Annotated in this window: 23 protein-coding genes; 19 read left to right on the top strand and 4 right to left on the bottom strand. The window is 47.0% G+C overall.

Going from position 1 to position 18,533, the window contains the following annotated elements; translation table 11 throughout:
- Positions 1–112: 112 nt before the first annotated feature.
- The 7 genes from AC0YNX_RS23895 to AC0YNX_RS23865 all read left to right on the top strand — a co-directional run bounded on the left by AC0YNX_RS23895 (position 113) and on the right by AC0YNX_RS23865 (position 7,492).
- Positions 113–1,702 carry a peptide chain release factor 3 gene (locus tag AC0YNX_RS23895; RefSeq protein ID WP_475818218.1) on the top strand — a complete coding sequence of 530 codons (1,590 nt, stop codon included), beginning with the start codon at positions 113–115 and terminating at the stop codon, positions 1,700–1,702.
- A gap of 92 nt (positions 1,703–1,794) precedes the next feature.
- A complete protein-coding gene (locus AC0YNX_RS23890; protein WP_475818217.1) occupies positions 1,795–2,127 on the top strand; it encodes a hypothetical protein in 333 nt (110 codons plus the stop codon).
- A 112-nt stretch (positions 2,128–2,239) separates the two neighbouring features.
- The gene (locus AC0YNX_RS23885) at positions 2,240–3,277 is read left to right on the top strand and encodes a LacI family DNA-binding transcriptional regulator (RefSeq protein ID WP_475818255.1); all 1,038 of its coding nucleotides are present in this window, start codon (positions 2,240–2,242) and stop codon (positions 3,275–3,277) included.
- Positions 3,278–3,322: 45 nt separating this feature from the next.
- Positions 3,323–4,498, top strand: coding sequence for a Gfo/Idh/MocA family protein (locus AC0YNX_RS23880; protein ID WP_475818216.1), 1,176 nt, complete (start codon positions 3,323–3,325; stop codon positions 4,496–4,498).
- A gap of 31 nt (positions 4,499–4,529) precedes the next feature.
- Positions 4,530–5,153, top strand: coding sequence for a ThuA domain-containing protein (locus AC0YNX_RS23875; protein WP_475818215.1), 624 nt, complete (start codon positions 4,530–4,532; stop codon positions 5,151–5,153).
- Positions 5,154–5,201: 48 nt separating this feature from the next.
- Entirely contained in the window at positions 5,202–6,296 is a 1,095-nt protein-coding gene (locus tag AC0YNX_RS23870) for a Gfo/Idh/MocA family protein (RefSeq protein ID WP_475818214.1), read from the top strand.
- Between the two features lie 98 nt (positions 6,297–6,394).
- Positions 6,395–7,492, top strand: a complete 1,098-nt coding sequence (locus tag AC0YNX_RS23865) for a Gfo/Idh/MocA family protein (protein ID WP_475818213.1) — start codon at positions 6,395–6,397, stop codon at positions 7,490–7,492.
- Positions 7,493–7,597: 105 nt separating this feature from the next.
- On the opposite strand, the gene sspI is transcribed toward AC0YNX_RS23865, so the two are convergent.
- Complete coding sequence (gene sspI, locus AC0YNX_RS23860; protein WP_475818212.1) at positions 7,598–7,837, bottom strand: small acid-soluble spore protein SspI; 240 nt, start codon at positions 7,835–7,837, stop codon at positions 7,598–7,600.
- A 157-nt stretch (positions 7,838–7,994) separates the two neighbouring features.
- Between sspI and AC0YNX_RS23855 the strand changes: the two genes are divergently transcribed.
- Together AC0YNX_RS23855 and AC0YNX_RS23850 are read left to right on the top strand one after the other, a co-directional pair.
- Positions 7,995–8,660, top strand: a complete 666-nt coding sequence (locus AC0YNX_RS23855; protein ID WP_475818211.1) for a potassium channel family protein — start codon at positions 7,995–7,997, stop codon at positions 8,658–8,660.
- A gap of 19 nt (positions 8,661–8,679) precedes the next feature.
- Entirely contained in the window at positions 8,680–9,480 is an 801-nt protein-coding gene (locus AC0YNX_RS23850) for a TrmH family RNA methyltransferase (RefSeq protein WP_475818210.1), read from the top strand.
- Positions 9,481–9,699: 219 nt separating this feature from the next.
- Here the strand turns inward: AC0YNX_RS23850 and AC0YNX_RS23845 are convergent, their stop codons facing one another.
- From AC0YNX_RS23845 to AC0YNX_RS23835, 3 genes are all read right to left on the bottom strand, one after another.
- Positions 9,700–9,885, bottom strand: coding sequence for a hypothetical protein (locus tag AC0YNX_RS23845; RefSeq protein WP_475818209.1), 186 nt, complete (start codon positions 9,883–9,885; stop codon positions 9,700–9,702).
- 145 nt (positions 9,886–10,030) lie between these two features.
- Entirely contained in the window at positions 10,031–10,198 is a 168-nt protein-coding gene (locus AC0YNX_RS23840) for an SDR family oxidoreductase (RefSeq protein WP_475818208.1), read from the bottom strand.
- Positions 10,191–10,250: a hypothetical protein gene (locus AC0YNX_RS23835; RefSeq protein WP_475818254.1), complete on the bottom strand. Its 60-nt coding sequence runs from the start codon at positions 10,248–10,250 to the stop codon at positions 10,191–10,193. The genes AC0YNX_RS23840 and AC0YNX_RS23835 overlap by 8 nt, the downstream gene beginning before the upstream one ends.
- A gap of 257 nt (positions 10,251–10,507) precedes the next feature.
- On the opposite strand from AC0YNX_RS23835, the gene AC0YNX_RS23830 reads away from it, so the two are divergent.
- The 10 genes from AC0YNX_RS23830 (at position 10,508) to AC0YNX_RS23785 (ending at position 18,451) form a co-directional block, all read left to right on the top strand.
- Entirely contained in the window at positions 10,508–11,050 is a 543-nt protein-coding gene (locus tag AC0YNX_RS23830; RefSeq protein WP_475818207.1) for an RNA polymerase sigma factor, read from the top strand.
- Positions 11,022–11,978 (top strand): hypothetical protein, encoded by a 957-nt coding sequence (locus AC0YNX_RS23825; protein WP_475818206.1) that lies wholly within the window; start codon positions 11,022–11,024, stop codon positions 11,976–11,978. Before AC0YNX_RS23830 ends, AC0YNX_RS23825 begins: the two co-directional genes overlap by 29 nt.
- A gap of 206 nt (positions 11,979–12,184) precedes the next feature.
- A complete protein-coding gene (locus AC0YNX_RS23820) occupies positions 12,185–12,487 on the top strand; it encodes a hypothetical protein (protein ID WP_475818205.1) in 303 nt (100 codons plus the stop codon).
- A gap of 163 nt (positions 12,488–12,650) precedes the next feature.
- Complete coding sequence (locus AC0YNX_RS23815; protein WP_475818204.1) at positions 12,651–13,139, top strand: immunoglobulin-like domain-containing protein; 489 nt, start codon at positions 12,651–12,653, stop codon at positions 13,137–13,139.
- A gap of 283 nt (positions 13,140–13,422) precedes the next feature.
- Positions 13,423–13,947: a DUF4362 domain-containing protein gene (locus AC0YNX_RS23810; RefSeq protein WP_475818203.1), complete on the top strand. Its 525-nt coding sequence runs from the start codon at positions 13,423–13,425 to the stop codon at positions 13,945–13,947.
- 336 nt (positions 13,948–14,283) lie between these two features.
- Positions 14,284–15,063, top strand: a complete 780-nt coding sequence (locus AC0YNX_RS23805) for a class I SAM-dependent methyltransferase (protein ID WP_475818202.1) — start codon at positions 14,284–14,286, stop codon at positions 15,061–15,063.
- A gap of 176 nt (positions 15,064–15,239) precedes the next feature.
- A complete protein-coding gene (locus AC0YNX_RS23800; protein WP_475818201.1) occupies positions 15,240–15,515 on the top strand; it encodes a hypothetical protein in 276 nt (91 codons plus the stop codon).
- A gap of 754 nt (positions 15,516–16,269) precedes the next feature.
- A complete protein-coding gene (locus AC0YNX_RS23795) occupies positions 16,270–16,632 on the top strand; it encodes a hypothetical protein (protein WP_475818200.1) in 363 nt (120 codons plus the stop codon).
- Positions 16,633–16,740: 108 nt separating this feature from the next.
- Positions 16,741–17,367, top strand: a complete 627-nt coding sequence (locus AC0YNX_RS23790) for a hypothetical protein (RefSeq protein ID WP_475818199.1) — start codon at positions 16,741–16,743, stop codon at positions 17,365–17,367.
- A gap of 610 nt (positions 17,368–17,977) precedes the next feature.
- Positions 17,978–18,451 carry an NUDIX hydrolase gene (locus tag AC0YNX_RS23785; protein ID WP_475818198.1) on the top strand — a complete coding sequence of 158 codons (474 nt, stop codon included), beginning with the start codon at positions 17,978–17,980 and terminating at the stop codon, positions 18,449–18,451.
- The last annotated feature ends 82 nt before the right edge of the window (positions 18,452–18,533 follow it).

The raw sequence follows: 18,533 nt of genomic DNA, 5'->3' as shown, positions 1-18,533 counted from the left end.
ATAGTCTGGACGCACGCGGATGCTGGTGAGGCATATGCTAGAAGGACGGCAAGAGGACTGAAACGAATGGCCATGATTGATTTGTGGGCTGTAAAGGACGAAGGGAATAACGATGAGCAAACTTACGATAGCAGATGAAATAAAGCAAGAAGTAGAGAGACGGCGCACGTTCGCCATTATCTCTCACCCGGATGCGGGTAAAACAACACTGACGGAGAAGCTGCTCCTGTTCGGGGGCGCCATCCGTGAAGCGGGTTCCGTTAAGGCGCGTAAAGCAAGCCGCCATGCAACGAGCGACTGGATGGAGATCGAGAAGCAGCGGGGTATCTCCGTTACTTCCTCGGTTATGCAATTCGACTATAGCGGACATCGCGTAAACATTCTCGATACGCCTGGTCACCAAGATTTCTCTGAAGATACGTACCGCACGCTCACTGCAGCGGACAGCGCCGTGATGCTGATCGACGTCGCGAAGGGCGTCGAGGCACAGACGATTAAGTTGTTCCAGGTGTGTAGCAAGCGAGGTATCCCAATCTTCACGTTCATCAACAAGCTTGACCGTGAAGGGAAGAGTCCCTTCGAGCTAATGGAAGAGCTGGAGCGCGTGCTTGGCATTCGCGCGGTTCCGATGAACTGGCCGATCGGCATGGGCCGTGAGCTGTGCGGCGTCTACGACCGGATGAAGAGTCAGGTAGAACTGTTCAACGGGAACGACCATTCAACGATTGAAGTTCAAAAAGTAGCGGATTACAATGATCCGCATATTCGCGAGATGGCGGGCGATTACCTGACCGATCAGCTGATCTCGGATCTGGAGCTGCTGGACGTTGCAGGCGACCAATTCGACTATGAGAAAGTCCGTGCAGGCGAGCTTACGCCGCTGTTCTTCGGCAGTGCGGTGAACAACTTCGGCGTGCAGACGTTCCTTGAGAACTTCCTGCAGCTGGCGCCGTCACCGACGCCAAGAGAGAGCACGACCGGAACCGTCGATCCGATGAGCGAGAAGTTCTCGGGCTATGTTTTCAAAATCCAAGCGAACATGAACCCGGCGCACCGCGACCGTATCGCGTTCCTGCGTATCTGCTCCGGCCGCTTCGAGCGCGGCATGAGCGTACGCCATGTGCGTAACGGCAAAGACATTAAGCTGTCGCAGCCGCAGCAGTTCCTGGCGCAGGATCGGGACATCGTCGAGAATGCTTATCCAGGCGATATTATCGGCTTGTTCGATCCGGGCATCTTCCGGATCGGCGATTCGTTGTCGCAGGGCAGCGAGATCGTATTCGACGAGCTGCCGACGTTCTCGCCGGAGATTTTCGCAAAAGTAACGGTGAAGAATGCGCTTAAACATAAGCAATACCAGAAGGGCATCGACCAGCTGACGGAGGAAGGCACGATTCAAGTGTTCCACTCAACAGGCGGCTTCGAGGAGACGATTCTCGGCGTAGTCGGCCAGCTGCAATTCGAAGTATTCGAGCATCGGATGCGTGCCGAGTATGGCGTCGAAATTCAACTCCACCGGATGACGTTCCAGTTCGCCCGCTGGATTGTAGATGATAAGATTGACCCTACCAAGTATCGGATCAATTCCACGCTTGTGAAGGATAAGAAAGATAACTATGTTGCGCTATTCGAGAACGAATACGCAATGCGCACAGCAATGGAGAAGAACCCAACCTCCAAGTTTTTGGAGATGGCACCTTAAATTAGCTGTCGCGGAATGAAGCATGTCGAACAGCCGATTAAGGACGCGTCCTTGATCGGCTGTTTTATTTTGGAGAGGAGAGATAAGCTCATATGTCAACTTCACGCGTATTACGCTGGGTATCGGGCGGGATTGAAGCCTTTCTGGGCATTCCGATTATCGGGGGACTATTCGTCATCTCGATGGCATGGACCCCGCTGTTTGTGATGTTAATTCTGCATATCGTTACGCTAGTGTTCTGCTCCAAGGAGAATAAATCTAAGACTGGCAGCATTCTCGGCATTATTACTTCAGTAGTTGCGTGGATTCCGATTGTCGGTATGATTATGCATATTATAACTGCTATATTGTTAATGGTAAGCGCAGCCAAGGATCGCAACGAAGCACTTCCGCCGCCGAGCCCGCCGCACCCGAACAGCTTCTAAGAATATCAGATAAAGCGCCTGAAGTCGTAATCTTACATATTGACAGGCGCTTTTTTGCATGAGAAAATGTACGCGTGTACATTTCCAGTAACATGGAAGGGAGGAAGGGCTTATTCGTAGAAAAGTAGCGGAGCTTGCAGGCGTATCGGAAGCGACGGTGTCGCGGGTATTAAGCGGCGCTGATAACGTGAAGGAAGAAACAGCAAGACGAGTTATGGAAGCGGCTAATCAGCTGGGGTATGTTCCGAATGCGTTGGCACAGCGGTTCGCGCTGCGCAGAAGCGGCAACCTTGGCGTCATCCTGCCTATGCTGCCTAAAGTGAATCTCTTCTCTACGCACTACTTCTCTGAAGTGTTAAGCGGCATTGGGATAACGGCCAAACAACGGGGGTATGATCTGCTGCTCTTGTTCCGAGAACCCCATGAGCCACGGGATTACGCCAGCTTGTTTCGAACACAGAAGATTGACGGGTGCATCATCTTAGGTGCGCAGGACGTTCCTTCCGAGCGTGTTGCGCTTCGGGAGTTGAAGGACGGAGACTTTCCGTTCTGCCTGGTCAATCAACGTTTCGAAGGTGAAGCATTCAGCACCGTAGATGCCGATCAGCGTATGGGCAGCTATCATGCAGGCAAACATCTTGTGAAACAAGGCTATAGCCGAATCTGTTTCTTGAACGGTCCGGCGGAGTATTCGAACAGCTTAGATCGACTGAAAGGTTTCCGGCAGGCGCTGAAGGAAGCGGGGCTGCCGTATAAGCCGGAGCATGTTCTCGTCGGCAACTATAGCCGAAAGAGCGGCTACGGAAATTCGGAAGCGGTTGCAAAGCTGGTGGAATGCGGTGAAGTGGATGCAGTCATTGCTGCGAACGACCGGATGGCCATTGGGCTCTTGCAAGGACTCAGGGAGCGTGGCATTCGTGTTGGCGAGCATCTTGCGCTCGTCGGTTGCGACGATTCCGACATCTCTCGGATGACCGAGCCGCCGCTAAGTTCCATCCGTGTTCCATTCTACGAGGTCGGCTGCGAGGCGGCTTCAAGGCTGCTAGACGCGATGTCGGAGAACGAATCGCCTGAACCTTTCGAAATCAAACTGCCTGTGAAACTGATTGAACGTGCATCATCCCAAGTATTCAGAGAAACTCGCGATTAATTGACGAAAGTAAACCTAATTCGCTTGAGAGGATGAAATGAGAAGATGAGCAAAATTCGAGTCGGTATGATTGGTTATAAATTTATGGGAAAGGCCCATAGCAATGGTTATCGTGCCCTTCCGATGTTCTTCCCAAAGGTTGTTCGCCCAGAGATGGCAGTCATTTGTGGACGTGACCCTGTTGCACTTGAGCAAGCGCGCGCACAATACGGCTGGGAGCAAGCGGAGACAGACTGGCGTAAGCTGATTGCCCGTGATGATGTTGATTTGGTCGACATCAACGCGCCAAGTGATGCGCATAAAGAAATTGCAATTGCCGCCGCTAAAGCGGGTAAACATATTTTCTGCGAGAAGCCGCTTGCGCTTAATCTTGCAGATTCGATTGAAATGCTGAACGCGGCTGAGGAAGCTGGCGTGAAGCATATGGTTGGCTTCAACTACCGTTTCGCTCCTGCGATTCAGCTGGCTAAGAAGCTCGTGACAGAAGGTCGTCTCGGTGAAATTTATCACTTCCGCGGCTTCTTCCTGCAAGACTGGATCGTCGATCCTTCGTTCCCGCTCGTATGGCGCTTGCAGAAGGAAATTGCCGGCTCCGGCGCGCACGGCGACCTTGGCGCGCATGTTATCGACATGGCTCGTTTCCTCGTTGGCGATATCAAAGAGGTTATCGGCATGAGCGAGACGTTTGTCAAAGAACGTCCACTCGAAGCATCTTCAAGCGAGCTTAATACTGGACTTAGCAAGAAAGCTGATAAAGACGCGCCGCGCGGCGAAGTTACCGTTGACGATGCGACATTGTTCCTTGCCCGTTTCGCAAACGGCGCGCTTGGCAGCATTGAAGCGACTCGCTTCGCGCCAGGCCACCGCTGTACGAACTCGTTCGAAATTAACGGCAGCAAGGGCAGTATCAAGTTTGATTTTGAGCGTGTCAATGAGCTGGAAGTGTTCTTCACGGACGATGCCGCTGACGTACAAGGCTTCCGCCGTGTTCACGCGACAGAAGGTGCACACGCTTACAGCGAGGCTTGGTGGCCAGCTGGTCACAGTATCGGCTATGAGCACACGTTCACGCACGAGTTCCATGAGTTCATGCTTGCGATTGAAGAAGATCGCCAGCCGGTGCCGAACTTCGTGGACGGCGTAGAGTGCCAGGCTGTATTGGAAGCGGTCGACAAGTCGATTGAAGAACGCCGCTGGGTTTCGATTTCAGAGCTGAGATAAACATACTTTGGTAAGAAGGATGGTATCACCAATGAAAAAAGCACTCATCGTTTGGGGCGGCTGGGACGGTCATCAGCCGAAGGAAGTCGCTGAAATTTGTGAAGGCGTATTGAAGGAAGAAGGGTTCGACGTAACCGTATCGGATACGTTGGATGCTTACAAGGATGCGGGGCTGATGGCGTCGCTTGATCTGATCGTGCCAATCTGGACGATGGGTTCGATTACGCAAGAGCAGCTTCGACCGCTGCTTGATACGGTTGCAGCCGGCTGCGGCATCGCAGGCTGCCATGGCGGCATGGGCGATTCCTTCCGCAATGAAGTCGATTATCAGTTCATGGTTGGCGGCCAGTGGGTTGCTCATCCGGGCAATGACGGCGTTCGCTACGATGTGAACATGGTGAGCGAGGAAGATCCGCTGACGAAGGGTATCGGCGACTTCGAAGTGCGTACGGAGAAGTATTATATGCATGTTGATCCAGCGGTTAAGGTGCATGCAACGACGAATTTTGACGATGTTAAGATGCCAATCGTATGGACCAAAACATGGGGTCAAGGCCGCGTTTATTACAACTCGCTCGGTCACCAAGCGAACATCGTAGCGATGCCGCAAGTGCTTGAGTTGATGCGCCGCGGATTCCTGTGGGCAGCGAAGTAACTATAGTTGAAAATGAAATGTTCGTGATTAGAGGAGGCGTACTGCTAGATGAATCGCGTTAAAGTGGGCATTATCGGCTGCGGTAATATCAGCCATGTGTATTTTACGAATTTGAAGAAATATCCCGAGGTTGAGCTGGTAGCCGCAGCGGATATTGATATTGAACGCGCTCGGAGCCGTGCGCAAGAGTTTAACTTGGAGAAAGCGTATACGGTAGATGAGCTGCTCGCCGATCCGGAGATTGAGATCGTCGTCAATCTGACGATTCCGAAGGCGCATGCTTCGGTCTGCTTGAAAGCGCTTGAAGCGGGCAAGAATGTGTACGTGGAGAAGCCGATCGTCGTGACTCGTGAAGAAGGCCAGCAAGTGTTGAAGCTTGCAGCTGAGAAAGGGCTCCGCGTCGCAAGCGCGCCAGAGACGTTCCTTGGCGGCGGCATTCAAACTTGCCGCAAGCTGATTGATGATGGTGCAATCGGCACGCCGGTGTCCGCAACGGGCTTCATGCTCTGCGGCGGTCATGAGAGCTGGCATCCGGACCCTGAGTTCTATTATGAGATCGGCGGCGGCCCGATGTTCGATATGGGTCCTTATTATCTGACTGCGTTCGTTACGCTGCTTGGCCCGATCAAGCGTGTAACCGGCTCGGCGCGCATCTCGCATCCGACAAGAACGATTACGAGCGAGAAGAAGCGTGGCAAAATCATCGAGGTAGAGACGCCAACGAACATTACAGGCGTGCTTGATTTCGAGAACGGCACGATCGGCACGCTGCTGACGAGCTTCGACGCTGCGGCTGGCACAACGCTTCCGAACATCGAAATTCACGGCAGTGAAGGCACGCTGCTCGTACCAGACCCGAACGGTTTCGGCGGCGTTGTGAAGCTGCGCCGCAGAGGCGGCGACTGGGAAGAGATTTCGCTGACGCATGGCTATACCGACAACAACCGCGGCATCGGCGTAGCGGATATGGCGCGCGCGATTCGCGAAGGCGGCGAGCATCGTGCGAACGGCACGATGGCGTACCATGTGCTTGAGGCGATGCATGGCATCCACGATGCATCCCGCGAAGGCAAACATTACGAGATGCAGAGCACGTGCACGCGTCCGGAACCTATGCCAGCGCTTGAAGCACAGTCCAAATAACGATACACTATTAGAATCAGACAAGAACAGCTTGCCCGGCTTGGGTAAGCTGTTCCTTTTAACGACAGGACTACATAGATAGAGGAGCGCATACGAACATGAAACGAGTGAAAGTCGGCGTAATCGGCTGCGGCAATATCAGCCAGATTTATTTTACTAACTTGAAGAAGTATGACGAAATTGATCTCGTCGCAGCAGCGGATATCGACCTGGAGCGTGCGAAACAGCGTGCGGAAGAGTTCAGTCTGGCGAAGGCCTACACGGTAGAAGAATTGCTCGCTGACCCTGAGATTGAGATTGTCGTGAATCTGACGATTCCGAAGGCTCATGCATCGGTTTGCTTGCAGGCGCTGGAAGCAGGCAAGCATGTGTACGTGGAGAAGCCACTTGCGGTAACACGCGAAGAAGGCAAGAAGGTGCTTGAACTGGCTGCTGCGAAAGGGCTTCGCGTTGCTAGCGCTCCTGAAACCTTCCTTGGCGGCGGTATCCAAACTTGCCGTAAGCTGATTGATGACGGTGCGATCGGTACGCCTGTCTCCATCTCGGGCTTCATGCTTGGCGGCGGCCCTGAGGGCTGGCATCCGGATCCGGAGTTCTTCTATGAAGCGGGCGGCGGTCCAATGTTCGATATGGGTCCATACTACCTGACAGCGTATATTACTCTGCTCGGTCCAATCCGCAGAGTGACAGGCTCTGCTGTCATCTCGTACCCTGAGCGTACGATTACGAGCGAGAAGAAGAACGGCAAAGTGATTACAGTTGAGACGCCAACGCATATTGCAGGCGTGCTTGATTTCCATAGTGGTGCAGTCGGAACGCTGATGACAAGCTTCGATACGAAAGCAGGCACATCGCTTCCGAACATCGAAGTGCACGGCAGCGAAGGCTCGATTCTTGTGCCAGACCCGAACACGTTCGGCGGTCCGGTGAAGGTTCGCAAGCTAGGCGGCGAGTGGGAAGAAGTCGAACTCACGCACGGCCACACGGACAACAACCGCGGCATCGGCGTAGCGGATATGGCGCGTGCAATTGTCGAAGGGCGCACCCACCGTGCGAACGGCGCGATGGCTTATCACGTGCTTGAAGCGATGCATGGCTTCCACGATGCTTCCCGTGACGGCAAGCATTACACGATGGAAAGCACTTGCGAGCGTCCGGAAGCAATGCCGGCTCTCGAGAACGCGCCATCCCTGTAAGAAAATAAAGACAGCTTGTCCAGCGGACAATCGAATCATCGCGGCTTTATAGACGGGATGATTCGATTCTTCTGTGGGCAAGCTGTTTTTGTTATTCTGCTTCGTTCAGCTCGGACTTGGCGGAGCGCTCTCGTCTACGCCGTTCAGCTCATTGTACAGTACACCGACCATGCGCTCTTGATCGGGCTTCTCGCTGTTTTTCCATATCATTTCGAACAGTACCCCGAGTCCGGGCAGCGTTCGTTCATCATTGCCGATGGAGCTTTCGATCACGTCGGTCAGTTCCTCACCATTTTTATTTTGTACCCGACGAACGATTGCCTGCCGCAAATCAAGATTGTTCAATCTGATCCCTCCATCTTCACTACAGATTCGACAGTTAATATCTCCTGCGTCGCTTCATTTCATGCCGGAAGCAGCAGGCTGCTTATTCGGATAAATCCGGTAATTGTGATATACTAGGCGAAAGGATTTCGACCACTGGTCAGGGAGGAACATGAGCTTGGCTAAGAAGCAGTTTGCAGTAATCGGAATGGGGCGTTTCGGCTCTAGCGTAGTCACTACGTTAATGGAACTTGGATTCGATGTGCTTGCCATAGATCGGAGTGAGCAGATCATTCAGGATGTATCGGACTGGGCTACTCATGCGGTTGCGGCGGATACGACAGATGAAGATACCCTTCGGTCACTTGCCATCTCGAATTTCGATGTGGTCGTTGTGGCGATCGGCGAAGATATTCAAGCGAGCATCCTGACCGTATTGATTCTCAAGGAACTCGGCGTGAAGCAAGTCATCGTGAAAGCGCAGAACGAGCTTCATGGCAAGTTGCTGAGCAAGATCGGCGCGGATAAGATTGTGTTCCCGGAGCGGGACATGGGCATGCGGTTAGCGCATAACTTAGTATCTCCGAATATCCTTGAGTTTATTGAGCTGTCTAAGGAGTATAGCATTGTGGAGCTGAAGGCTCCGTCTGAATTGGTGGGCAAAACCTTAAAGCAGCTCGATATCCGGGCGAATTATAAATGCAATGTGCTGGCGATCAAGTCCGGCGCGGAAATGAATATTGCTCCTTTTGGCGATGATTGGGTTGAAGAGAACGACGTGCTGGTCATCGCAGGCAGAAACAAAGATATATCGAAACTAGAGCGTGAATATGCGGAAGGCTGAATGAACGTGGGGAATACATATGAATAAACGAATGATGAGTATTACTTCATTGCAGAATGAGAAAGTGAAAGCGATGGCGGCGCTGCTCGAGAAGAAGCACCGCGACCGTACGGGACGGTTCATCGTGGAGGGCGTGCATCTGGTGCAGGAGGCGCTGCAGGCGGAAGCAGATGTCGAGACGATCGTCATCGACATGGAGCGGGGCATTCCCGCAGAGCTGCGCACGCTGCTGAGCCAAACGGATTGCGAGCTGATTGAAGCGACGCCGGCCATTATCGCAAAATGTACCGGAACGGACACGCCGCCGCCGGTGTTCGGCGTTGTCGCGAAGCCGATGCCGAATCCGTCGGCGCTCTGGGGGCCGAACTCGCTCGTCATCGTGCTGGACGGCGTGCGCGATCCCGGCAATGTCGGCACTATTATCCGCAGCGCGGACTCGGTTGGCGCAGATGCCGTCATCCTCGGCCAAGGCTGCGTCGATCTGTACAATCCGAAGACGGTCCGCTCGACTATGGGCTCGCTCTTCCACTTGCCAGTCATCGAAGGCGACTTGGCGAAGCTGCTGCCGGAAGCGAAGGAACGCGGCATCACGCTCGTCGGGACAAGCCTGCAGGCGACATCGACCTGCTACGGCTACAACTGGAACGAGCCTACGTGGCTGCTGATGGGCAGCGAATCGCAAGGGCTGTCCGAGGAGTCGCTCGCTCAGGTCGATGAGCGGATCATCATTCCGATGCACGGGCGTTCGGAATCGCTGAATGTGGCGATGGCGACGACGGTGCTGCTCTATGAAGCAATGAGACAGAGGCGGTATAGCTAGCTGATCAGAAACGTATATGTGAGTTGTAATTCAGTTTGGCATTAAAGGTAAGACCCGAGGATAAGTTTCCTCGGGTCTTTTTTGTGACATTGCATTGCTATTGTTAGTTTACTGCGAAGATCATCACATAGGATCAGAACAACACGATCCGGAAAAGTCTTTTTGCCTCCGGTTGCTCAGAGCATGCCTAATCGGCACGTCAGCTACCTTATATGGTCACTACTCGTCTAAATCATCCGAATCTTGTACGATATCGCTGATTCGGCTCATCGTGTACCGAACAGCCATGATTGTATCTCGCTCGGTTTCTAAACTGCAAGCATTGCCCGTACGATGCTCCAATTCCGTATTGATTGCATCAAGGTATCCGCTTAGCCAGTCCTCCAACACCCTCCATTTATCCATGCAGTACTTAATTCCTTTCGAACTTGGCCATTACTTCGTCGAGGATGGCGATGAAATAGCTTTCCGTACCCGGCTCCTTTATTTTGTCTGCACCAGGAATAAGAAGAAAGCAATGCCTATTTCTCTGTCATTGGCAAGCTATGATTCAGCTTAATAGCGCGCCGCCCTCAATCATAATTACAGAACCCGTTGTAAAGCCGTTTTGAGCGAGATAAACATAAGTGGCTGCAATATCTTCTGGCTGAGCAATCCGACCTACCGGTAATTGCTTACTAATTGAATTAAACAAAGCATTACGATCGTCCTCAGCCATTCCAGCATATATAGGTGTCTACGATTCCAGGTGAAACTACATTCACGCGAATTGGTGCAAGATCAACAGCGAGCCCACGAAATAAACGGCAACCTGCTGAGAGGTTGCCGTTTATTCAACTAACGGGCAGTTTAGTTCCAATATGTGGTACAATGGTTTGCAGTCAACGACCGACTGTGTTTATGGACATCGCATCAATCTATATGTCGAACAGAAGACCGAGCAATGTTGCGGTTTTTTTGTTTTGTGGTCACATTATCATTTCTTTGATTGTCTTTAATAGTATAAAGGTTGAAAAGTGGTGAGAAATTGGAAACTAACGGTAGCAATACATGGGTAGAGAGCATGATTGATCGATATCACAATCCAATTTTTAAGTACTGTTACCACATGCTCCGGCAACGGCAAGATGCGGAGGATGCTTGTCAGGATATTTTTGTAAAAACGATGAAGAGTTTCAACGATCAGCAGAATATTCAATCCGAAGCAAACTGGATCTATCGAATCGCGCATAACCATTGCTTGAACATCCTTAAAAAAAGAAAGTTGCTCCGTTTACTACCTTTCGTACAAGAACGGAATGTTGATTCCTTTCAGGATGCTTCTTTGGCTAATGTGGAATTGTCATTGGACATTGATCGATTGTTGTCCGGATTATCTTCCGAGGAGCGTTCCATTATGGTGCTCCGAATTATAGAGGATAAATCATTTGAAGAAATCGGAGCAATTATTAATTATTCGTCCGCAACCACCAGGAAGAAGTTCGAACGATCAAAACGAAAACTTCAAAAGTCGCTTGAGTCTGAAAAAGGAGATCCTGAACATGAACAAACCAGCATTTCATACCTATGAACAGTTTGAAGAGTCCTGGAAAAAAGAGTCTGTTCCAAAGCCAGATGTAGAGTCTTTTAAAACGGGTTTATTGTTGCTTAAGAAAAAGAATTTTGAAATATCGCGATGGATTAGGCCAATCCCTGTTTCGATTGTTGTACTGTGCATATGCGTAATCTTTGTCTCAGGATCTCATACCTATGCTTTATTATCCAAGTTCATTCTTCACGACGCGGAGAAAAACGCTACTTTTGAATATAAACAGTCCTCAAGCGAGAGGGTGGAAATAAATCGTAAAATTGAAAGCATTCTCTCCCAGTACAAGAGCAAAATGTCGGAGGTCGCAAGTTCATTAGAACCAGGAGAAGCCGTAGTTTTTCTGATTGCTGAAGCCTATCAAATTGATGGGCACTACTTCCCGTTGCAAAAAGATATGTTAGTCACCGATTTGGAACAAATGAAGAACCTGCCTTCTTTGAAATTCAAGCCTCCTGCGAAATTATATCCATCCTACAGGTTTTCCAAAGGAACGATTCGATATAAGACTGATCAAGTTGAGCATGAGCAGTTGGAACAATGGTATTCTAAATCGATTGACTCGAATCTTACTTATCTGGTTGAACCGGTGAAACTAACCGATCAAGTCGAGCGGGTCGAATTCAGTTATGTCGATGAGGACAATCCAGTTTTTTCAGTTCTAAGTGTACATATGACCGAATCTACTGGCTCCATGTCTACAAGTAATCTTGATGCACAGGCAGAAATTATCAATATTGGCGGTAGGGAAGTCATTTACGAACCGAATCATTGTTCTCTTACTTTCGTGCTTCAACAGGACGACACTAAGCTACAGTTTACCGTTCTAGGCAATAACTTAATGACTAAACAAGATTTTATTCTCGCAGTAGAAAGTTTGACCGGTCAGCTTCAATTGAAAAATGGGGAGTGACTACACATGTTTTCATGCCGCAGGCTTTTATTGACGTGGTGTGTTAAGCTAACGGGCACAATAGCGCAACAAGGAATAGGCTGCCGAATCGGATCGGCAGCCTATTCAGCTAACGGGGCAGTTTAGCGTAATAAGCCTCTTCTCATGGACATCCAATATAAGGTAATATTGACAGGTTGTTGAATCTTATTTAGATCTTCTGTGAGGTGAGTAACATAGGTAAGAAAAAATATTTGATTGTTTGTATTTTGCTTATTGCAGGATATTACTTCTGCTACTACAACTATGTTTTTGCCAGACATAGTGCAATAATTACTGTAGTAAACAAGGAAGATCGTGCTATGACTGTTCGGTTTGCAAACAATTCAGAACAAAAAGTAAGAGTACCCCAAATAGTTCTCCCGCTAATTAAAGAAGGATCTACTTACTTGGTCTCAATCTATCGAAATAATTTACGAGCACCATTTTTAAAAGAAATCAGTCTTTCTCCAGAACCAGGTCAAGAATAATTAACAACGCGTCCCGTTAAGCTAACGGAGAACGATAGTTGAATAAACAACCATGTCCAGGCTGCCGACATGAACGGCAGCCTTTGCTCGACTAATGGGCAGGATAGTTGAATTCAATTCAAGAATACCTCAAAGATAAAGCAGCGCATGATAGGGGGATACGATGAAAACATTTTTGATGCTCGCTCTAATCGCGATCTCCATAACAGCATGCTCGTCTGGACAAGTCGAATCGAACCATTCAAACAACATAGTCGAACCTTCAGTTGAAACGGTGTTCAAGCAGGACTTTAAGTTGGATGATCTTCAGATAAAGAATAAAATAACGTTTTCGCTAGATAAGACAGCTTACGTACACGATGATAGGCTTGGCATTACAGTCACGAACAATACCGATAAGCTATTGTCATTTGGTACTGATTTTACGACCCAGAAGCTGGAGAATAAGGAATGGGAGACTGTCGTCTTAAACAATTTCGCATTTGATTCTATTGGTATAGAATTAAAACCTGGCACTCATTTTAGTGATGACCCCGTCATTCTAAAATATTTGCCAGCAGGTGAGTACCGGGTTGTGAAACGGATACGTCTTGGCACAGAAGCGGATAGCCCGCAAATTGATTTGGTGAGCGATCCCTTTACATTGCAATAGTAAAGGCTAGTTCTTGAAGTTGGTTGCGCAGTAGAAATGGCTGAGGCGATTCAATAGCTCAATATAGCATGATGGCAGCTGGAATGATTATCGGCTGCCGTTTTTCATTGAAGTAACGGGCAGGATTCATCAACGAAGTATTGAATAATTATTGTTAATAATTGTGATGTTCATGAGGAATTTAACTGCTTCAGCACACTTGGGCTTACTCGCTTAACTTGAAGAAACAATCGCATGAGAACTCAGAAATTCCACCTATATATTAAGGTTCGAGGTGATTAATTTGATTAGAATTGTATTCGTGTTGCCTCTTGTACTTGTCTTACTCACTGCTTGCGGAAGTCGAGAGAATGCTATAACTGCAAATGGAGAGTTTCCTCCGATAATCGGGGATTATTCTTTTGAAGAAGCCGTTCAGAATGAAGATGTGGTCCTTTGGGGGTTTGGACTGAGTTATAACATAGACAAATGGGCTCAGTTTCTCAAACAAGTAGATGAAAAAACACCAGCTCAAATTCGTATAACACTCAAAGGCATTGATATTGGTTTCATTTTTGAAGAATTATATTATGATGGTAAAGTGATTCATTACAAATATGACAACTCAAGAGACGCCTTGGCGACTGATATAAGCAATAGCACGATTTGTGCTGGGTTTGGAACCATGACTAATGAAAATGGTACCTGGACGGTGCTATCGGGTTGCGACAATGATGTTGGTGGTGCACTTGGAATAATGAAAGACATCAAAGAATATAAAGAAGTGGACATTGTTAAACTTTATCATTTGAATGTGAGCCCAAAGTGATTTAGTTTTTAAAATAAGTTTTGTCTTGATTTCACAGGTAAAATAGTTTAATAAGCAAGAAGGCAACCGACTAGAAGCGAGGTTGCCTTTGTTCAACTAACGGGCACAAGAGATCAACAAGGAATAGGCTGCCGAATTGACTCGGCAGCCTATTCTGCTAACGGGCAGCATTGCGTATTGATATAATTACCATCTGCTTCATTTTTTCAACAATTTACAGGTTGTCTGCGGATCGGTTCGACGACCTTTGTTACCGTATTAGAACTATTGGTTCAACCCTGTTTATGGTAAATTATTTGTTGTAGCTAATCCCAGAGAGAAGGTTGGGTATCTCGTATGGCATTGTATGATGTAATTGGGATAGAGTATGACACAACGCGCAAAGCTGATTTGGAGATCACACGACGACTAATGAGCCACCTTCAAGTTTTTAATGATTCGCAAGTTCTCGATGTCGGTTGTGGGACTGGTAATTATACCATTGCTTTATCTAACCTAGGACTGAATATGACGGGGACTGACATATCGGAGGAAATGTTAAATAAAGCACGCAACAAATCAAGTCATGTTACCTGGGATCAGGCAGATGTAGAGCATTTGCCGTACCAAGAGGGCGAGTTTTCAGGGGCTACATGTATTTTAGCAATTCACCATTTTAAGGATCTATTGAAAGCATTCGAGCAGGTGCACAGGGTGCTAAGTCAAGGAAGATTTGTAATCTTTACTTCTTCTCCAGAACAAATGGAAAGGTATTGGTTAAAAGATTATTTTCCTCAAGCAATGATGGATTCGTGTAGCCAGATGCCAAAGGTTACGGATGTAGTTGATTATCTAAAGCAGGCTGGCTTTATAATCGTTGGACTTGAAACATTTTTAATTCAGCCCACACTTCAGGACTTTTTCCTTTACAGCGGTAAGTATGATCCAAGCATGTATTTAAACCCGAATGTTCGCACAGGCATTTCGACCTTTGCAAGTCTGGCATCTCAAGAAGAGATCGATGCTGGCTGTACCAGACTAAAAACTGACATTGAAAATGGACAGATCCAAGAAATCCTTGATCGATACAGTAGTGAACTAGGGGATTACACATTTGTGATAGCTGAAAAAAGATAAACGGTGATTGTGAAGTTATTCAACAGCGGGTCTCGCTGCGCTAACGGACACTTTAGCGTAAAAGAGAACAGGCTGCCGAAGACTAATCGGCGGCCTGTTCCGCTAACGGGGCAGAATAACTAAAAACTTTTTGTGATAATTGGCTTGATGTTTTTATGCAATGAGGTGGGATGTAAATGGCTATTTGTCTTGAGTTTGAATTAATAGAAATTAACGGCACCATAGCAAGGTACAGATTCGGCAATTGTTTGCGTGAATTAGTTGGCGAAATCGAACTTGATTTATATAAGTTGAAAAACGGTGAAATACCTGAGGATACTCCTATTAATGAAGTTGTTAGGCTAATTAACGATAAACAAGAGCAGGCAATGGCGAACAGAGTTTTCAGTAAGGTGTATAAACATTTTCTTGAACATAATGAGTATCCAGTAACAGGCGGATATTACGCTTAGCTTCAATTTCCTACTTAAGCTAACGGGACACTATAGTTCAATAGAAATCTATAACGAAGCTGCCGGCACTATTCGGCGGCTTCATTACGTTAAAGGGAAGATTGACGCAACTTCTTGGTAACATAATGCGTCTAAATAAGACAAAGTGGGATAAATTTACAAGGAGAGAATGATTTTGTGAGGCAGGTAGGAATATGAGAATATGACGTTAATCATTGCTTTTAAGAGGCCCTTCATTAAACTGATGCTGTGAAAGAGAAAAATAATCTTACAACGAATTGTGTTCATATTCTCGTATATCATAAACCATTAGACGCTCCAATGGAGTTGCTGCCGCTGTTCCAATTTTCGTAACGGGTAGTTTAATGCAATTTTCATGGAATCGTATTAACTGAATGTATGTTAGCAACTAGCGCCCACTCACTCTGCTGTTTCATGATGAATTAATCTCTATAGGGGAGGTAAGATTATGAACGTTTCTAGTAATCTATCTATATTCTCGATTTTTACCCAGGTCATGATTGTTGTATATGGCTTGTTTATCTTGCTTGGTCTTTATAGTCTTTACCTATTAATTAAATTTTTGATCCGTGGAATCAAGGCATTAGAAATTTATATTGAGAAGAACAACAGAAAGTTCGGTGATTAAACTCATCACTGTTGCCCGAAGCTATAATTTCCTTGATTCCCCGCGCTCTGCATAAGTGCTTGGCTTAACGGGGCACAAAATTGAAATATCCCGCAGGAGGACTTAATGAACAAATTAGTTATTGTTCTGTTCATGATATTGGTGCTGGTCGGTTGTAGTGATAAATCAATTTCTCTTATCGGTGAGGGTATGAGTTGGAAAGGCGAATACACTGCAAACATCACTGAAGGAGTTAGGGAGGATGGAAAGTACACATTTAGTTATAAGAATGAAACAGACAACGGCCTGAAAAACTTAGAAATAACCATTAATGGAAAAGTGGTACGTAAAGAGAGTGACTACAAAGGAAGAATTATTGAAATTCAGCGTAGTTGTGCCGGTTGCACAGTAACTGACGAGACTATGCCAATCGAAGTGGAAATTAGCTGGAATGACCACAATAAAGAATTTTTTCAACTAAGTAATTAGAGGAAAATGATGAAAAATTAAGCTAACGGGACACGTTAGCACAATCGCACAAGCGATATGGGTCAGTATGAACTATTGGATCGTTCAACTAAGGCTGGAGGTGGTGCCATGCGGTTAATAGCTTGCATATTAATTGTGTTATTCGTCTTAACCGGATGTTTCGCAGAAAGTTATGAGATCCCACCTGGCGGCAAGCCGGAACCTGCTAAGATTAAGCTGACGCCTGTTGATTTATTCAAAGGAGATGCAGCCAAGTTTAAGCTATTCCTCGGCTCGATGACCGGCGCTTTTAAATTAACTTATGAGGGCAGCAAACCAAACGCTAAATTGGATATAGACATTTGGAAGAGTGGACGGAAAATGAATTCCTCGGGCTCGATCGGGGAGTTATTCTTTAGTTCGGAAGAGCAGAAGAGTAGTAACGAAATCGAGGTCATTATTTCTATAGATACGGTACCCATTGAGGGGAAGAACGAGTTCAGCACGATTAAAGTCTGTACGGTAAATCAATCGGGATCAAGCCTCTCTACCTTTACTATCCCGTGGGATGAAAAGTTAACCGCACGAGGTTTGATTCAGGATACGGAGCAGCATACATTTTCGGCCGATCAGCCTGTTCATGTGTTCGGCATGCAAGCCACCAGTTCCAATGGCATACATACCGCTGACCTTTCGCCGGAGTCGTTAAGCAGAACGGAATGGGCGCTCGTATTCACTTTACGGTTTGAGGAGTAGAGCCCAGGGGAATGTCCTCTAGAGATGATATTAAGCTAACGGGACACGATAGTTCAAAAAATAACTCACAATTGCTAATGGTTTGTAATTATTAATCAAGAAATAGAGGGATGTTTGATGGATAAATTTATATTTTTTATAAGTATGTTTACTGCGTCAATTATATTATTCTTCATAATTAATAGCTTTCTAGCTAATGATTCCGAAGTGATTTATTCTTTTCTTATTATTATTTCTTTGCAGTTATCAGTAATCTCCGCAATGTTATATAAGAATAATAAAAAGTGAAATTATTATTTTCAATTGAGATAAGTTACGATTACCAAAAAGGATTAAGCTAACGGGGCACAAGAGTTGAACGATCTACATCAAGGGGCTGCGGAGGAATCATTCAGCGGTCGCGTTTCACATCAAACACAACTATGACGAAGCTGCCTGCATGATCGGTGGCTTCAGTACTTTAACGGGCAGCATAGGCTTAAAATATCGCGAATACCCTACAAATGGAATTATTTACGAAGTTCTAGATGCGGTTACCGACATAGATCTGCAGCTGCGTTGCTCTAATGTGCTGGATAGCTAAGTGATAATTTTAGGATGGTGATACTACATGGTACACGAACAACCCAAACATACTGTTTCTGTTTCTGCTTACGTTATGAATGAGAGAGGTGAAGTGTTATTACTACGGACACATTGGCGCTCGGATACTTGGGAAATGCCAGGGGGAAACGTTGAGGTTGGCGAACCTTTAGATGTAGCTGTTTATAGGGAGTTTCTTGAAGAGACTGGTATTGTAATCCGCCCTCTAGGAATTACAGGTGTGTACTATAATGCAACGAAGCATGTTTTATCAATTGTTTTTAAGGCTGAGTATGTGAGTGGAGAAATAAAAATTCAACCAGAAGAAATTATAGAAGCCAGATATGTTGAGTTAAATGAATCGAATATAGACCAATATATAACCCGTCCAAACCAAAAGTCTCGTACACTGGATGCGATGCGTGCAAAAGGTTTTATTCCGTATGAAACCTGGGAAGTAAGTCCAGCATTTAACTTATTGTCTAGGTTATACAACGAGTAGTAACTTTGAGTTTGTTCAACCAACGGGGCATATCGCTCAATACAACACAACGGCAGCTGGCTTAACGATCAGCTGCCGTTTT

The organism is Paenibacillus sp. J31R98 (assembly GCF_056269245.1).
The sequence above is the reverse complement of the archived record's forward strand: the minus strand, read 5'-3'. Positions and strand labels throughout refer to the sequence as shown.

Coding starts and splice junctions, on each gene's coding strand:
- AC0YNX_RS23790 (WP_475818199.1), top strand. CDS start 16,741: ATGCGGTTAATAGCTTGCATATTAATTGTGTTATTCGTCTTAACCGGA.
- AC0YNX_RS23875 (WP_475818215.1), top strand. CDS start 4,530: ATGAAAAAAGCACTCATCGTTTGGGGCGGCTGGGACGGTCATCAGCCG.
- AC0YNX_RS23815 (WP_475818204.1), top strand. CDS start 12,651: ATGAAAACATTTTTGATGCTCGCTCTAATCGCGATCTCCATAACAGCA.
- AC0YNX_RS23795 (WP_475818200.1), top strand. CDS start 16,270: ATGAACAAATTAGTTATTGTTCTGTTCATGATATTGGTGCTGGTCGGT.
- AC0YNX_RS23850 (WP_475818210.1), top strand. CDS start 8,680: ATGAATAAACGAATGATGAGTATTACTTCATTGCAGAATGAGAAAGTG.
- AC0YNX_RS23800 (WP_475818201.1), top strand. CDS start 15,240: ATGGCTATTTGTCTTGAGTTTGAATTAATAGAAATTAACGGCACCATA.
- AC0YNX_RS23870 (WP_475818214.1), top strand. CDS start 5,202: ATGAATCGCGTTAAAGTGGGCATTATCGGCTGCGGTAATATCAGCCAT.
- AC0YNX_RS23785 (WP_475818198.1), top strand. CDS start 17,978: ATGGTACACGAACAACCCAAACATACTGTTTCTGTTTCTGCTTACGTT.
- AC0YNX_RS23805 (WP_475818202.1), top strand. CDS start 14,284: ATGGCATTGTATGATGTAATTGGGATAGAGTATGACACAACGCGCAAA.
- AC0YNX_RS23890 (WP_475818217.1), top strand. CDS start 1,795: ATGTCAACTTCACGCGTATTACGCTGGGTATCGGGCGGGATTGAAGCC.
- AC0YNX_RS23880 (WP_475818216.1), top strand. CDS start 3,323: ATGAGCAAAATTCGAGTCGGTATGATTGGTTATAAATTTATGGGAAAG.
- AC0YNX_RS23895 (WP_475818218.1), top strand. CDS start 113: ATGAGCAAACTTACGATAGCAGATGAAATAAAGCAAGAAGTAGAGAGA.
- AC0YNX_RS23840 (WP_475818208.1), bottom strand. CDS start 10,198: ATGGCTGAGGACGATCGTAATGCTTTGTTTAATTCAATTAGTAAGCAA.
- AC0YNX_RS23845 (WP_475818209.1), bottom strand. CDS start 9,885: ATGGATAAATGGAGGGTGTTGGAGGACTGGCTAAGCGGATACCTTGAT.
- AC0YNX_RS23825 (WP_475818206.1), top strand. CDS start 11,022: ATGAACAAACCAGCATTTCATACCTATGAACAGTTTGAAGAGTCCTGG.
- AC0YNX_RS23865 (WP_475818213.1), top strand. CDS start 6,395: ATGAAACGAGTGAAAGTCGGCGTAATCGGCTGCGGCAATATCAGCCAG.